Origin of the sequence: Micromonospora sp. NPDC005707 (assembly GCF_040631005.1) — a bacterium.
Classification (GTDB): domain Bacteria; phylum Actinomycetota; class Actinomycetes; order Mycobacteriales; family Micromonosporaceae; genus Micromonospora.
Map to the genome: position 1 here is coordinate 176,001 of NZ_JBEXYR010000009.1, position 15,100 is coordinate 191,100.

Sequence of the window (15,100 nt, forward strand, 5' to 3'; positions counted from 1 at the left end):
GGCCCTGTGCGGACTTCGTTGCTCGATGTGCTGGCGGACCGGATCCTGATCGCCGACGGGGCGATGGGGACGATGCTGCAGGCGGCCGACCTGACCCTGGACGACTTCGACGGCCTTGAGGGCTGCAACGAGATCCTCAACGTCACCAGGCCGGACGTGGTCCGCGGCGTGCACGAGGCCTATCTGGCCGCCGGCGCGGACTGCGTGGAGACCAACACCTTCGGGGCCAACCTGCCCAACCTCGCCGAGTACGGCATCGCCGAGCGGATCCGCGAGCTGTCCGAGGCGGGCGCGCGACTCGCCCGGGAGGCCGCCGACGCGCACTCGACGCCGGAGCAGCCGAGGTTCGTGCTCGGCTCGATGGGGCCCGGCACGAAGCTGCCCACCCTCGGGCACGCGGCGTACGCGACCCTGCGGGACGCGTACCAGGAGAACGCCGCCGGCCTGATCGCCGGCGGGGCGGACGCGCTGATCATCGAGACCTGCCAGGACCTGCTCCAGGTCAAGGCCGCGGTGGTCGGCGCGAAGCGGGCCCGGGTCGAGCTGGGGCGGGACGTCCCGATCATCTGCCAGGTGGCCGTCGAGACCACCGGCACCATGCTGCTGGGCAGCGAGATCGGCGCCGCGCTGACCGCGATCGAGCCGCTCGGCGTCGACCTGATCGGCCTCAACTGCTCGACCGGCCCGGCCGAGATGGGCGAGCACCTGCGCTACCTGTCCCAGCACTCCCGCATCCCGGTTTCCGTGATGCCGAACGCCGGCCTGCCGGTGCTGACCGCCGACGGGGCCTACTTCCCGCTGAGCCCGGTCGAGCTGGCCGACGCCCTCGACCAGTTCGTCACCGACTACGGCGTGGCCCTGGTCGGCGGCTGCTGCGGCACCACCCCGGAGCACATCCGGGTGCTGGTCGAGCGGCTGCGCGGCCGGCGGCCGGTGGCCCGGGAGCCGCGCCCCGAGGCGGGCATCTCGTCGATCTACCACCACGTGCCGTTCGCCCAGGACGCCAGCATCCTGATGGTGGGGGAGCGGAGCAACGCCAACGGCTCCAAGGCGTTCCGCGAGGCGATGCTCGCGGCCGACTGGCAGGCCTGCGTCGAGATCGCCCGCGGTCAGGCCCGGGACGGCTCGCACCTGCTGGACCTCTGCGTCGACTACGTGGGCCGGGACGGCACGCAGGACATGCGCGAGCTGGCCGGCCGGTTCGCCACCGCCTCGACGCTGCCGATCATGCTGGACTCGACGGAGCCGGCGGTGGTCGAGGCGGGGCTGGAGATGCTCGGCGGCCGCTGCGTGGTCAACTCGGTCAACTTCGAGGACGGCGACGGCCCGGAGTCCCGCTACGCCCGGGTGATGCCGGTGGTCCGGGAGCACGGCGCCGGCGTGGTGGCGCTGCTCATCGACGAGGAGGGCCAGGCCCGCACCCGGGACTGGAAGGTACGCGTCGCGTGCCGGCTCATCGACGACCTGACCGGCCGGTGGGGGCTGCGCCGGGAGGACATCCTCATCGACGCGCTGACCTTCCCGATCGCCACCGGGCAGGAGGAGACCCGCCGCGACGGCATCGAGACGATCGAGGCGATCCGGGAGATTGCCGCCCGCTACCCGGGGGTCAACTTCACCCTGGGCATCTCGAACGTCTCCTTCGGCCTGAACCCGGCGGCCCGGCAGGTGCTCAACTCGGTGTTCCTGCACGAGTGCGCGCAGGCCGGCCTCACCTCGGCCATCGTGCACGCCAGCAAGATCCTGCCGATGTCGAAGATCCCCGACGAGCAGCGCGAGATCGCGCTCGACCTGGTCTACGACCGGCGTCGGGAGGGCTACGACCCGGTGCAGCGGTTCATCGAGGTCTTCGAGGGCGTCGACGCCGCCTCCGCGCGGGCCACCCGGGCCGAGGAGCTGGCCGCGCTGCCGCTGGACGAGCGGCTCAAGCGGCGGATCATCGACGGGGAGCGCAACGGCCTGGAGGCCGACCTGGACACGGCGATGGCCGAGGGGCGCACGCCGCTGTCCATCATCAACGACCTGCTGCTGGACGGCATGAAGGTGGTCGGTGAGCTGTTCGGCTCCGGCCAGATGCAACTGCCGTTCGTGCTCCAGTCCGCCGAGGTGATGAAGACCGCGGTGGCCTACCTGGAGCCGCACATGGAGAAGACCGACGACGACGGCAAGGGCCGGATCGTGCTCGCCACCGTCAAGGGCGACGTGCACGACATCGGCAAGAACCTGGTCGACATCATCCTGTCCAACAACGGCTACGACGTCGTCAACATCGGCATCAAGCAGCCGATCAACGCGATCCTCGACGCGGCCGAGGAGCACCGGGCCGACGCCATCGGCATGTCCGGCCTGCTGGTCAAGAGCACGGTCATCATGAAGGAGAACCTGGCCGAGATGGCCGCCCGCGGCGTCGCCGAGCGCTGGCCGGTGCTGCTCGGCGGCGCGGCGCTCACCCGCGCCTACGTGGAGGACGACCTTCGCTCGGCGTTCCCCGGGCAGGTGCACTACGCCCGGGACGCGTTCGAGGGGCTGTCCCTCATGGACCGGGTGATGACGGCCAAGCGGGGCGGCGCGCCGGTGATCGACCCGGAGCGGGAGGCCGCCCTGGCGGCCCGCCGGGAGCGGCGGGAGCGGCAGCGGGCCCTGGTCCGCGAGGCGCTGCCGGAGCTGGACGACGCGTCGGTCCGCTCCGACGTGGCCGCGGACGTGGAGGTGCCCACCCCGCCGTTCTTCGGCACGCGGGTGGTCAAGGGTGTGCCGCTGGCCGACTACGCGGCGCTGCTCGACGAGCGGGCCACCTTCCTGGGCCAGTGGGGGCTGCGCGGGGCCCGGGGCGGCAAGGGCCCGTCGTACGAGGAGCTGGTGGAGACCGAGGGGCGGCCGCGGCTGCGCTACTGGCTGGACCGGCTCATCGCCGACCAGGTCCTCGAGGCGGCCGTGGTCTACGGCTACTTCCCGGCCTACTCCGAGGGCAACGACCTGGTGGTGCTGGACGAGAACGGGCATTCCGAGCGGGCCCGGTTCTCGTTCCCGCGGCAGCGGCAGGAGCGCCGGCTCTGCCTGGCCGACTTCTTCCGCCCCAAGGGCGAGCAGCTGGACGTGGTGGCGTTGCAGCTGGTCACCGTCGGGCAGCCGATCAGCGAGTACACGGCGAAGATGTTCGCCGGCAACGAGTACCGCGACTACCTGGAGGTGCACGGCCTGTCGGTGCAGCTCACCGAGGCGCTGGCCGAGTACTGGCACCGGCGGATCCGCGCCGAGCTGGTCCTGCCGGGCGGGCGCACGGTCGCCGACGAAGACCCGGCGGACGTGGCCGGCCTGCTGCGCACCGACTACCGGGGCTGCCGCTACGCGTTCGGCTACCCGGCCTGCCCGGACCTGGAGGACCGGGCGAAGATCGTGGAGCTGCTCGGCGCGGAGCGGATCAACGTCCAGCTCTCGGAGGAGTTCCAACTCATGCCGGAGCAGGCCACCGACGCGATCGTGGTGCACCACCCGGAGGCGAGCTACTTCAACGCCAAGTGATCACCGGTGCACGCTGACCTGCGGTGCAGCACCGGAAACGGCGCTGATTCGCATGATCATGACGTCTCCAGGCCGCCAAACCGGACTCACACAGCAGGTCTGCTATGTGTCGTCGGTTGTCACACGGACGGGTCCCAGGCGATGAGCTGGTCGAAGATGCGACGGTCGCCGTCCAGCTCCAGCTTCGGAGAATCCGGCGGTATGCGGCCGTAAAAGAACAGGACCAGGTCACTGGCCGTGCCCCGGGCGGAGGCGTCGGCCGTGTCCGGGCCCGGGTCCTCGCTGGCAGCCGGCGCGCCGAGGCGGGCGGCCCATGCGCCGTCGCGGGACAGCCGAAGGCGCCAGGAGCGGCCCTCGGTGGCGTAGTAGTCGACGACGGCGGGTTCGTGCGGCCAGGCGACATCCGTCGAGCAGAGGGTGAACTGGCAGTCGTCGAAACCGTCGAGGGCGACCTCGTCCGGTAGCGGCTCCGGGTCCCCCACGGTGAGCTGGACATCGTAGGTGTGCACCGCTATCTCGGGAACCTGGCGCCGAGCCCATGCACCGGAGGTTTGCGGTGACTGCGAGTCACCCCAGAACGTCCAACAACCGCGGTCCGGGCCGGCCTCACGCAGCGCGCTCGTCAGTCGCTCGACGGACTCGGTCCACCAGGCCAGGAGAGCCTCGCGTTCCCGAGGCGCACCCGTGCCGTCCTCCCAAGCGGACTTCTCCGGGGGAGCGTCGGCCGGCCCTGCGGCGACGATGGCAGCCGACCTGCGGCGGCCGATGCCCAGGTGCTGCACGAGATCGAACAGCGTCCACTCCGGACAGCTCGGCACCGGCACGTCGAGGCTGGGCGCCGCAGCGACCGCGGCGCGGAAGGCGGTCGACCGTTCGTCAATCAGCCGCAGATGATCAGAGAACGTGAGAATCTTGTGCACCCCGGCTTTCTATCACTGTGCTCCGACAACCGGACAGCGATTTTCACAGCCGACGCGGCGGGCGCCTCCGCACTGATACGTGCCCTTGGTTAGGCGCGGGCGCCCTTCCTCAGAACCAGCCGGCGCACCCTCACAGCACAACCCCCTGTGGAAGTCTGAGCCCATGCAGGCCCCTGCTCCACCTCAGGAAACAGTCACGGCCGCCAACAGCCCGGACTGGTCAACCCGGGCCGCCGCAGGACAACAACTCGCCTCCTGGGCCAACCAAGACGACATCGCCGACATCCTCCAGCGGCTCCTCCTCGACCACGGTGACACCGCCGTTGTCGAAGCGACCTGCCTGGCCCTGCTACGCCGCAACGACATTCACGGCACCCGACTCGTCGCACGAGCAACCACCACAGCCCAGGATCTTCCCGACCACCTCGACCACCTCTACCACCTCCACGCCGCCGTCGTGAACTACCTCATGCCCGACTGGCTCGGCCAGCTCGCCGGCATCGTGGACGACTTCCTCATCCTCTGCGACGCCCTGGCCCAAGACCCCGACCCCACCACCGCAACCGGGGCCAGAGAACTCGCCGGCTGGGCTCGCCCGTAGTCCCGACGACCGAGCAGTCCCGCTACCCTGCCCAATGACAAGATCGTCTAGCCGGACGTGTCACCCACGTCCCGAAATCCGGATCTGCTTGACGCTCAGGAGTCCGCTGGTACACCGGCTTGCAGTTGGCCGATCATCGGGGCCAGGAGTTCGTTGAGTTCCCGAACGAGCACGACTACCGCTCTACGCGCTGCGGGCGCTACGGAACTGTCCGGACCGTCGGGAGCCGGAGGTAGGTCATCGAGGGGGACCGGGGCTTCCACCTGCAGCGTCGCGCGTAGATGTGGGCTGCGCGTCAGGTCCTGGTCCGAGGGTGTCGTGTACTGGCCAAACAACTGCGGCCAGTCGCGCCAACCACGGTCACGCTGCCACTGCTTGGTCCAAGTGAGTTCGGCGGGCCACCGCGAGATCACCGATACGGCGCAGGTCATACTCCCGTCCCACCGGCTCGGCGTACAGGTCGCGGAGATGATCCGGCTGTGCCAACGGACGTAGCCGGGTGACAGCTCGATTGCCAGTCGCCACGCTGTGGCAGCGAAGGTGACGGGCGCGATGTCGCCCCACGTGTCGGCAAACTCATCGATGCGCCTCAGCACCTCGGCCTCGAAGCGACCGCGCCCGTCTGCGCCGTGCTCACGGTCGAAGTGCTCATCGAGCCAGAAGGCGCGGGGGTCTGGCATCCTCAGCTCCGTTCGGGGCCGTGGTTCATCACGTCATCCTCACCATGGCGGTCTATCACGAACCCGCACGTCTGTCGGTCCCGCTCGCGAGACGTCATCTGGCCAGACGTGTCATCCACGCCCGGAGACGGACCTGTCGCGCGGGTCCTGAGACCCGACGTCATCGGTGCTGAGCCGTCGGGCTCCAGTTGATGCGGCCGCGTCACGGGATACCGGGTTGCCTGCTCGCCACGCTTGCGGAACCCTCTCCGCATGATCGATACGCGCGTGCTTGGCGAGGGCGATTGGAAGCTGTGGCGGGAACTGCGGCTCGCGGCGCTCGCGGAGGCCGGGTACGCCTTCGGTTCCCAGCTGGCGGACTGGCAGGGCGACGGCGACCGCGAGGAACGTTGGCGCAGTCGGCTGGCCATCCCCGGCTCGTACAACATCCTGGCGATGCTCGACGGGCAGGCCGTCGGGATGGCCAGCGGGGTGCCGACCGAGCACGACGGGATCGTCGAGCTGATCTCGATGTACGTGGCACCCATGGGACGTGGCCAGGGCGTGGGCGACCACCTCGTGCGGGCGGTCGAGCAGTGGGCCCGGCAGGTGGGCGCGCGGACGCTGCGGCTGGCCGTAGTGGAAGGCAACAAGAACGCCTGGACCCTCTACCGGCGGAACGGTTTCCGTGACACGGGTGAGCTCGGCGACCTCATGCCCGACGGTGTGCGCCGCGAGCACCTCATGACGAAGAGCCTCGGAGGTTAGCGGTCGGCCGTCAGGTCGACGGGCTCCGACCGGAGGTCGCACCGTCGGTCGCCAGCGAACCGGCCATCGCGTAACCCGTCGAGCGAGGCGGCGCCAGGCGACACCGTCGTGCGGGTGCCCACGTCGGCGACGCCGATGAGTGCGGGTCCATGAGCCCGGGGGTCACTCGCGGGTGAGGCCGGGTGGCAGCGCGTCCTGGTCGGGCGTGACCCGGCGCCCGTTTGCCAGCGGGTCGTGCTCAAGGGCGTCGATCAGCCGTTCCGGCCCGCCGACGCAGGTCCACGCGTCGTCCCAGAGCGCGGAGACCAGCCAGGACCGGTCGGCCGGGAAGAACAGGTCGGGCAGTGAGCCGTCGCCGCGCATGTGGCCGGATCGCCAGGTGAGGGCCTGCTCCGGTCCGGCCTCGATGAGCACGTACCGCCAGTCCCAGTAGAGCGACACCGTCGGGGCGCGGGGGAAGACGATGTCGTGCGCGCCGGTGTCGAGGTAGCCCAGCCACCACGGCTGCTCCGGGGTGTGCGCGATGAGGTCGTCGACGAGGGCGCGTTCGTAGGCGGCGGCGGGGATGTCGTCGCTGCGCCAGGTGGTGGCGTAGGCGTCGAAGACCGGCGGGACGGCGGTGGTGATCGAGAGGCCGGCCGTGGTGTGGCCGCTGATCCAGTCCACCTCGGCGGCGGTGCCGATCCGCCACTCCCGGCCGTCCTTCATCGCCCGCATGCTCCCATTGAAGCCCGCCACACGCGGGGATGTTGGAGAGTTGCCGTTCGATGCGAACGTCAACTCTCCACGATCCAGAACGAGGAGCGTCAGTACGCGTAGGTGACGGAGATGGTGGTGGCGGGGCAGTTGTTCGCCCAGCTGGTCAGGGCGCTCTTCTCGGCGCTGTCTACGCTGAGGCGCCACCGGAGCTTCACGGCGACCCACTCGCCGATGTAGCGGCAGCGCGCGGAGGCGTACGACGGCAGCCAGGTGGCGGGGTCCTGGTCGCCCTTGGCCTGGTTGACGTTGTCGGTGACCGCGGCCAGCGCCCGGGAGTCGCCCAGGTCGTTGGCGTACGCCTGGCGGCGGCTGGTGGTCCAGTTGCGGGCGCCGGAGTCCCACGCCTCGGCGAGCGGGACCATGTGGTCGATGTCGAGGTCGCCGGTGAGCGTCCAGTAGGCGTTGTCGTAGTAGGAGTACCAGCGGCCGCCGGAGAGGGTGCAGGTGCCGCTGGTCGTGGGTTTGGTGGTGGCCTCGGCCTGGAGGACCTCGTTGCGGGTGTTGCAGCCGTCGCCGTCGGCGTCGATCCAGTGTGGGAAGAGGTCGCGGTTGTAGCCGGTGCGGACCTCGGTGGCGACGGGGAGGCCGGCGACGGCGCTGGTCAGGGAGGCGGAGTAGCCGGCGGCGGAGGCGGGCTGGGTGAGGCCGAGGGTGGCGGCCACGATCGCGGCGAGGCTGATGGCCGTGGCGCGCAGCGTGCGGGTCATGGGGCTCCATCCGGATGGGATTGGCATGTGGCACCCATATAGACAGAGATGGAAGTAACGGTCCAGATCAGATTCCGTGAACAGTGGATGACCGGAACCGGACGCACGTCGCTTCGGGCACGGAACCGGGCGTACCGGCGGCCGGTCAGGTGTGTGCCGACGGGCCAGGGGTAGACGCCGGGCGACGGCGAGACGAGGTGGAGGTCCGGTGGACTCGTACCCCGCGGTGGAGGACCACGGCCTGGTCGGCGACCTGCAGACGGCGGCGCTGATCACGAAGGACGGCACGGTGGACTGGTTCTGCGCGCCCCGGTTCGACTCGCCGAGCATCTTCGGCGGCCTGCTCGACCGGCGTCGCGGTGGCCACTTCCAGGTCTCACCGGACGGCGTCGACTACACGAGCAAACAGCTCTACCTGCCGGGGACCCCGATCCTCATCACCCGCTTCCTCAGCGCGAACGGGGTGGGCGAGCTGGTCGACTTCATGCCGGTCGCGGGCGACCGGGCCACCGGCCACCACCGCCTGGTCCGGATGCTGCGGATGGTCCGCGGCAGCATGCGGTTCCGGTTCGAGTGCCGCCCCCGGTTCAACTACGGGCGCGACGGGCACGAGCTGGAGGTGCACCCGGCCGGCACGGTCTTCCGCAGTGCCGGGCAGTCCCTCACCCTGAATCCCATCCGGTACGCCGAGCGCCTCTCCGACGAGCACGAGTTCGAACGAACCGAGGAGGGCATCCACCTGGTCGCCACCCTGCACGAGGGCGAGGCCGGCGGGGTCATCCTCGAGACGGGATCCCCGGGACCACCGCGGGTTTACCGGGCAGAAGAGGCCCGCGAGCTGCTCGAACGGACGCGGGACTTCTGGCGGCGCTGGCTCGGCCGCTCCTGTTACACCGGGCGGTGGCGGGAGATGGTCGAGCGGTCCGCCATGACGCTCAAGCTCATGACGTACGCGCCGACCGGCGCGCTGATCGCCGCACCCACCGCCGGGCTGCCCGAACGGGTGGGCGGCCAACGCAACTGGGACTACCGCTACACCTGGATCCGGGACGCGGCCTTCTCGGTGCACGCCCTGCTCAGCCTCGGCTTCACCGACGAGGCCTGGCAGTACCAGCACTGGGTCGACGACCGGATCCGGGCGGCCCAGGCGGACGGTGTGCCGTTGCAGATCATGTACCGCGTCGACGGCTCACCGGACCTCACCGAGGAGGTGCTCGACCACTTCGAGGGCTACCGGGGGTCCGCGCCGGTGCGCATCGGCAACGGCGCGGCGAACCAGCTGCAACTCGACATCTACGGCGAGATGCTCAACTCCCTCCACCTCGCCAACGACCACGGCCTGAAGGACTCCCGCGAGGGCTGGCAGAACCTGACCCGGATGATGGACTGGCTCTGCGCGCACTGGGATCAGCCCGAGGACGGGATCTGGGAGACGCGCTCCGGCCGGCAGGACTTCACCTACGGGCGACTGATGTCCTGGGTGGCGCTCGACCGGGCGATCCGGCTGGCCCACCGGCAGGGCCGGCCCGCCGACGTCGCCAGGTGGACACAGTCACGGGACCGGATCTACGAGCAGATCATGACGCGCGGCTTCCATCCGGGACGCCGGGCCTTCGTGCAGCACTACGGCACGGACCTGCTCGACGCGTCGCTGCTCGCCATGCCCTCGCTCGGCTTCGTGGCGCCCACCGACCCAATGTGGCAGGCGACGCTGCGGGCCATCGACGGCGAGCTGGTCTCCGACAGCCTGGTCTACCGGTACGACCCGGGCGCCAGCGTCGACGGCCTCGCCGGCGGCGAGAGCACCTTCACCATGTGCACCTTCTGGTACGTCCAGGCCCTCGCGGAGTCCGGCCGGCTCGACGACGCGCAGTTGACCTTCGAGAAGATGCTCACCTACAGCAGCCAGGTCGGCCTCTATTCGGAGGAGATCGCCCCGACCGGGGAGCAGGCCGGCAACTTCCCGCAGGCGTTCAGCCACCTCTCCCTCATCAGCACCGCGGCGAACCTGGACCGGCTTCTCGACGCCCGCGGCTGACCGCCCCGGCGGGAGAAACCGCTGTGCGGCACGGTCCGGCCCGCTACGGTGACCGGAGTACGGTTACCGGCCCGGCCCGGGCGGGTAAGCGCCCCCGACCCGCAGCGCGTGCCGCGGCCGCCGTCCACGGCGGCGCAGCCCGGGAGATGCGGCTGTGACGTCCGAGGACGAGCATGGGGGTACGACGAAAGGGGCGGAGATGACCGACGACATCGCTTCGAAGGTTCCGCCGGACCCGGCCCCCGTGCTGAGCGCACCGGCGGGTCCACCGCAGGTCGGGCCGCCGAGCAGCCTGGACCTGTGGGCCCGGGCGCAGACCCTGCACCGCTGCTTCGGTGACGACGACGGCGAACCGCACATCATGCGCGGCCTGGACTGAGGTCCCGCCTCACCCCAGGCGCCCCCGCGCGGGCGCCGGAATCCGGGCGTCGTCGATCACTGGTGCTCGACGTCGGTCCGGCCGGGCAAGCAGGTGAGTCGGCCGACGTCGCGGGCTCTCCTCGTCCGGCGGCGGGGCCGTCAGTCCGGTCGGCGGGCGACCACCGCCAGGGCCATGCCGAAGAACTTCAATGGCGACCGCTCGATCCCGTCGGTCACCGGCCGGATGCGACGCCCGAAGCCTGACCGGTCGAACGGCGGCATGATGTAGTCCGTCGCCACCGGCTCCAGCCCGGCCCGGCGTAGCTGTGCGGACAGGCCACGGGCGGTGAAGGCGCGGGCGTCGGCCAGCCGCCGGTGCAGCGGCACGATCCACGGCAGGAACGGACCCCGCGCCGGCCGGTAACGCTTCCCGCGGATGAGGAAACCGTGCGTCTCGAAGGGGAACCACCGGTTGGGCGTGGTCAGCGCGAACCGGCCCCCGGGGGCGAGCACCCGGTGCACCTGCCGGAGAGCGGCATCCAGATCGTCGATGTGTTCCACCACCTCGATGGCGGTGACCAGGTCGAAGCTCTTGTCCGGGTAGTCCAGCTCGGTGGCGGACAGCTCCCGCACGTTGATCTTCTGGGCCGCCGCCGGGTCGGCGGCCAGCCGTTCCCGGAACAGCTCCAGCCGATCCTGTTGAATGTCGATCGCCTCGATCTGCGCGAAGGCGTCGACCAGCCGCATCGTGTAGGTGCCGTCTCCGCAGCCGATCTCCAGCAGCCGCCGGCCGGTCAGTGGGGTGTGGCGGCCCAGGGTGCCCAACCGCTTGGCCACCCCGCGCTCGCCGAACGCGCTACCGTGCCCCAGTCCCAGGTGTCGCGTCGCATTGGTCACGATCGACGACTCTAAACTCGCCGGCCGCTCCCGTGGGGGCAGCCGGGCGCGACCCGGCTCCGCGACGAGCACCGGGGCGCCGCCGAGGTGCACGAGCCTCGATGATTTCCGGGTGATCCGGCCCTGGATCAATCGTCAGATCCCAGGCGGGCCGCGCGCGCGTGCAGGTAGCGCTGCTGGGCCAGGTTCATCGACCGGCGGGCCGCCGCCAGGTACGCCGCCCGGGCCGCGTCCGGCTCGCCGGCCAGCTCCAGCAGGTGCGCCCGGGCCGCGTGGCGGCGGTGGTCCTCGGCGACCCGGCGGTCCGTTCCCAGCGCGTCGAGCAGCGCCAGGCCGGCCCGCGGGCCGCGCGCCATGGCCACCGCCACGGCGTGGTTCAGGCGGACCACCGGGTTGTCGTGCAGGGTCAGCAGCATCTCGTAGAGCGCGACGATCTGCGGCCAGTCCGTCGCCTCGACGCTGGGCGCCTCGTCGTGCAGCGCGGCGATCGCCGCCTGGAGCTGGTACGGCCCGACCGCGCCGCGGGGCAGCGTGGCGGTGACCAGGGCGGTCCCCTCGGCGATCCGGTCGGCCCGCCAGCGCCGCCGGTCCTGCTCGGCCATCGGCACGAGCGTCCCGTCCGGGCCGGTACGCGCCGGCGTGCGCGCGTCGGTGAGCAGCATCAACGCCAGCAGCCCGGCCACCTCCGCGTCGTCGGTGAGCCGGTGCAGCAGCCGGGCCAGCCGGATCGCCTCGGCGCGCAGGTCGGGCCGGTGCAGCCGCTCCCCGCCGGTGCTCGCGTACCCCTCGTTGAAGATCAGGTAGAGGACGTGCAGCACGGCGTCGAGCCGGGCGGCCCGCTCGGGGCCGGCCGGCGGGGCGAACGGCAGCCCGCTGTCGCGGATGCGCTGCTTGGCCCGGGTGATCCGCCGCGTCATGGTCGCCTCGGGCACCAGGAACGCCCGGGCGACCTCGGCGGTGGTCAGCCCGCCGACCGCGCGCAGGGTCAGCGCGATCTGCCCGGCGGGCGGCAGCGACGGGTGGCAGCAGAGGAACAGCAGGACCAGGCTGTCGTCGGAGTCGTCCGGTGCGCTGTCGGCGGGCGGCGCCAGCCAGCGGTCCGCGGGTGCCTCCCGGGCCACGCCGTCCTCCCGGCGGCGCCGGGCCTGCTCGGCGCGCAGCAGGTCGGTCAGCCGGCGGGACGCCACGGTGATCAGCCACGCCTTCGGGTCGTCCGGCAGCCCGTCGGCGGGCCAGCGGGTGGCGGCGGTGAGCAGTGCCTCCTGGGTGGCGTCCTCGGCGGTGTCGAAGTGCCCGTAGCGGCGGGCGAGCGCGCCGAGGACCTGCGGCGCCAGGGCGCGCAGCAGGTCCTCGACGCGCGCGGTGGGCACCGGTCAGCCCTGGAGTTCCTCGATGCCGTCCACGACCGGCCGCACGTCGACGTACTCGCCCTCGGCGTCCGGGTTGACGAACCGGGCGGCGATCTCGGTGGCCCGGTCGAAGCTGGCGCAGTCGACCACCGTGTAGCCGGCGAGCACCTCCTGCGTCTCGGCGTACGGGCCGTCGGTGACCACGGGCGCGCCGCCGCGCAGCCGGACCCGGCGGGCGTGCACGGGCGCGGACAGCCCCTGCGCGTCGACCAGTTCGCCGGTCTCGGTCAGCTCCTTGTGGACCGCCTCCATGTGGGCGTGCATGGCGGCGAGCTGCTCCGGGCTCATCGGCGGCTGGTCGCCGGGCCGCCCGGCCATGACGTCGTAGTCCCGCTGGCTGCCGTAGAGCATGATCAGGTACTTCACGGTGTCTCCTCTCGGCCGGCGCCCCGCGGCGCCGCTCACCCGGGACGTCGGAGCCGCGAAGCCGCCCCGGACACCAGCCTAGGGGTGGATCAGTCGACCCGGCCGGAGGCGAGCAGCGCGGCGGTGGGCAGCGCCAGGCTTCCGTCGGCCTGCCGGTAGGGGGCGGCGAGCCGGTCGTACTCCCGGCGGACCCGCTCGCGCGCGGCCGTCGGCTGCCGTTCCAGCACGAGGCCGATGGTGCTGATGCCGGCCGCCGGGCCGGCCCACCAGTCCTCCGGGTCGGTGCGGTGGGCCCAGGTCAGTGTCACGCACCGGGCGTCGGCCAGCCCGGCCGCGGCCAGCAGCCCGGCGAGGCCCGCCTCGGTGCGGGGGAAGTCCTGTTCGGACGCGAGCCGGGGCAGGTCGGGTGGTGTCGCGACACCGGCCGCGGTGAGGGCCGCACCCCAGAGCCGTTGCAGCGGTGGGAGCGGCGACGGCCAGACGGTCACCGCGACGCGGCCGCCGGGGCGGACCACCCGGCGCAGCTCGGCCACGCCGGCGGCCGGATCACCGACGTGGTTGAGCACGAAGTTCGCCACCGCCGCGTCGAAGCCGCCGGGCGGGAACGGCAGGCGCGGCAGCGCCGCGGCGTGGACCTCGGCGCCGGGGGCGCCGCGCCGGGCCGCGTCGAGCATGCTGGGCTCCGCGTCGACCGCCACCACCTCGGCGCCGCGGTCCAGCGCCGCCGCCGCGACGGTGCCCGGCCCGGTGCCCACATCGAGCACCCGCCGCCCGGCCCGCACCGCCGCGGCGTCCAGCAGCGCCTCCGCCGGGTACGCGCAGAGCCGGCCGAAGCTGCGCGCGTACGCCCCGGCGCGGCCCGCCCACCGGGACCGTTCGTGCGCGTCGAAGTCCGTGTCGATCATCGCCGCAGCGTAGCGGTGAACGGGGTGCGCGGCGGTCCTACAGTGGCGACATGACGACGGTGCTGGTGACGCTGGCGGTGATGGCCGCGCTCGTGGCCGTGGTGGTGGGGTTCGTCTCCTGGCGGGACCGGCGGCGGCGTGCCACCGACGAGGATCCCGCGGTGGTCCGGGCGGCCCGGGGGGAGCAGCACCGGCGGGCGGCCGAGCAGGCGCACGCGCAGCACGACGGCTGGAACAACGGCGGGCACGGCTTCACCGGCTGACGCCGTCCGGCGCGGTCAGCGCATCCCGGCCCCGCCGACCGGTGAACGAAGGCCGGCGCGCACACGTGATCCCCGGTGGGCATCAACGGCGCACGGTCGGGGTACTGCGCTGACACAGCGAACAAGCCGGGAGGCAACGGTGGGGGAGTACGCGGGACGCCGGCGGCCGGGACCGCTCGCCGGGCTGCTGGTCGCCGTGGTCGTGGCGGCCGGCTGCATGGGCGGCGGGCTCGACCAGGGTGAGCCGGAGCAGCCCCGCCCGCGGCAGAGCGGCCAGCCGGCCTCACCGGGAGCGGACGCGACCCGGGCCGACGGCACCACCAGCGTGGCCGAGTTCAAGCAGGACTTCTCCGACGCGGTCGGCATCGCCCAGCGTTACTGGACGGACCAGTTCCGGGCCTCCGGCAAGCAGTTCCAGCCGATCCGGCGGGTCGTGCCGTACACCAGGTCCGGTGAGGTGTCGTGCGGCGGCGAGGGGCTGCCCCGCAACAACGCCGTCTACTGCTCGGCCGGCGACTTCATCGCCTACGACGTGAACTGGTCGGTGGGGGCGTTCCGCCAGGTCGGCGACGCCTTCCTGTTCTACCTGCTGGGCCACGAGTACGCCCACGGCGTCCAGGTCCGCCTCGGCATCCGCTACAACTTCACCATCCAGCAGGAGTTGCAGGCCGACTGCATGGCCGGGGCGTACATCGGCGACAACGTGCGCTCGGGGACGCTGACCCTGGCCGACGGCGACCTGGACGAGTTCCGGGAGGGGCTGCTGGCGGTGGGCGACGACCCCGACCAGCCCTGGTTCGCCGAAGGTTCGCACGGCACCGCCGAGCAGCGCAGCGAGTCGTTCTTCCGCGGCTACGAGAACTCGCTGGACGCCTGCGGCCTCGGCTGATGCCGCAGGTCACCCTCTGCGGGGACGGTGGCCGGCC

15 protein-coding genes are annotated in these 15,100 nt (G+C 72.0%); 7 read left to right on the forward strand and 8 right to left on the reverse strand.

Going from position 1 to position 15,100, the window contains the following annotated elements; translation table 11 throughout:
• Window positions 1–6: 6 nt before the first annotated feature.
• Window positions 7–3,522, forward strand: a complete 3,516-nt coding sequence (metH, locus tag ABZ452_RS20295; protein ID WP_357944968.1) for a methionine synthase — start codon at window positions 7–9, stop codon at window positions 3,520–3,522.
• A 119-nt stretch (window positions 3,523–3,641) separates the two neighbouring features.
• Here metH and ABZ452_RS20300 read toward each other — a convergent pair whose 3' ends face one another.
• Complete coding sequence (locus ABZ452_RS20300) at window positions 3,642–4,442, reverse strand: maleylpyruvate isomerase N-terminal domain-containing protein (RefSeq protein WP_357944971.1); 801 nt, start codon at window positions 4,440–4,442, stop codon at window positions 3,642–3,644.
• A 163-nt stretch (window positions 4,443–4,605) separates the two neighbouring features.
• Between ABZ452_RS20300 and ABZ452_RS20305 the strand changes: the two genes are divergently transcribed.
• A complete protein-coding gene (locus ABZ452_RS20305) occupies window positions 4,606–5,043 on the forward strand; it encodes a hypothetical protein (RefSeq protein ID WP_357944974.1) in 438 nt (145 codons plus the stop codon).
• 95 nt (window positions 5,044–5,138) lie between these two features.
• On the opposite strand, the gene ABZ452_RS20310 is transcribed toward ABZ452_RS20305, so the two are convergent.
• Window positions 5,139–5,723, reverse strand: coding sequence for a hypothetical protein (locus tag ABZ452_RS20310; protein WP_357944977.1), 585 nt, complete (start codon window positions 5,721–5,723; stop codon window positions 5,139–5,141).
• Between the two features lie 252 nt (window positions 5,724–5,975).
• On the opposite strand from ABZ452_RS20310, the gene ABZ452_RS20315 reads away from it, so the two are divergent.
• A complete protein-coding gene (locus ABZ452_RS20315; protein WP_357944979.1) occupies window positions 5,976–6,470 on the forward strand; it encodes a GNAT family N-acetyltransferase in 495 nt (164 codons plus the stop codon).
• A gap of 162 nt (window positions 6,471–6,632) precedes the next feature.
• Here the strand turns inward: ABZ452_RS20315 and ABZ452_RS20320 are convergent, their stop codons facing one another.
• Together ABZ452_RS20320 and ABZ452_RS20325 are read right to left on the reverse strand one after the other, a co-directional pair.
• Entirely contained in the window at window positions 6,633–7,187 is a 555-nt protein-coding gene (locus ABZ452_RS20320; RefSeq protein ID WP_357944982.1) for a hypothetical protein, read from the reverse strand.
• An 89-nt stretch (window positions 7,188–7,276) separates the two neighbouring features.
• A complete protein-coding gene (locus ABZ452_RS20325; RefSeq protein WP_357944985.1) occupies window positions 7,277–7,936 on the reverse strand; it encodes an HNH endonuclease family protein in 660 nt (219 codons plus the stop codon).
• 208 nt (window positions 7,937–8,144) lie between these two features.
• Between ABZ452_RS20325 and ABZ452_RS20330 the strand changes: the two genes are divergently transcribed.
• Both ABZ452_RS20330 and ABZ452_RS20335 read left to right on the forward strand, forming a co-directional pair.
• Window positions 8,145–9,974, forward strand: coding sequence for a glycoside hydrolase family 15 protein (locus tag ABZ452_RS20330; RefSeq protein WP_357944988.1), 1,830 nt, complete (start codon window positions 8,145–8,147; stop codon window positions 9,972–9,974).
• A gap of 199 nt (window positions 9,975–10,173) precedes the next feature.
• Window positions 10,174–10,353: a hypothetical protein gene (locus ABZ452_RS20335; protein WP_151462895.1), complete on the forward strand. Its 180-nt coding sequence runs from the start codon at window positions 10,174–10,176 to the stop codon at window positions 10,351–10,353.
• A gap of 140 nt (window positions 10,354–10,493) precedes the next feature.
• On the opposite strand, the gene ABZ452_RS20340 is transcribed toward ABZ452_RS20335, so the two are convergent.
• The 4 genes from ABZ452_RS20340 to ABZ452_RS20355 all read right to left on the reverse strand — a co-directional run bounded on the left by ABZ452_RS20340 (window position 10,494) and on the right by ABZ452_RS20355 (window position 13,911).
• Window positions 10,494–11,231: a class I SAM-dependent methyltransferase gene (locus ABZ452_RS20340; protein ID WP_357944991.1), complete on the reverse strand. Its 738-nt coding sequence runs from the start codon at window positions 11,229–11,231 to the stop codon at window positions 10,494–10,496.
• 128 nt (window positions 11,232–11,359) lie between these two features.
• A complete protein-coding gene (locus ABZ452_RS20345; protein WP_357944995.1) occupies window positions 11,360–12,601 on the reverse strand; it encodes a sigma-70 family RNA polymerase sigma factor in 1,242 nt (413 codons plus the stop codon).
• Window positions 12,602–12,604: 3 nt separating this feature from the next.
• Window positions 12,605–13,006, reverse strand: coding sequence for a YciI family protein (locus ABZ452_RS20350; RefSeq protein ID WP_357944998.1), 402 nt, complete (start codon window positions 13,004–13,006; stop codon window positions 12,605–12,607).
• 89 nt (window positions 13,007–13,095) lie between these two features.
• Window positions 13,096–13,911, reverse strand: a complete 816-nt coding sequence (locus ABZ452_RS20355) for a class I SAM-dependent methyltransferase (RefSeq protein WP_357945001.1) — start codon at window positions 13,909–13,911, stop codon at window positions 13,096–13,098.
• A 50-nt stretch (window positions 13,912–13,961) separates the two neighbouring features.
• On the opposite strand from ABZ452_RS20355, the gene ABZ452_RS20360 reads away from it, so the two are divergent.
• Window positions 13,962–14,174 (forward strand): hypothetical protein, encoded by a 213-nt coding sequence (locus ABZ452_RS20360; RefSeq protein WP_357945005.1) that lies wholly within the window; start codon window positions 13,962–13,964, stop codon window positions 14,172–14,174.
• Between the two features lie 139 nt (window positions 14,175–14,313).
• Window positions 14,314–15,063, forward strand: a complete 750-nt coding sequence (locus ABZ452_RS20365; RefSeq protein ID WP_357945008.1) for a neutral zinc metallopeptidase — start codon at window positions 14,314–14,316, stop codon at window positions 15,061–15,063.
• Window positions 15,064–15,100: the final 37 nt, after the last annotated feature.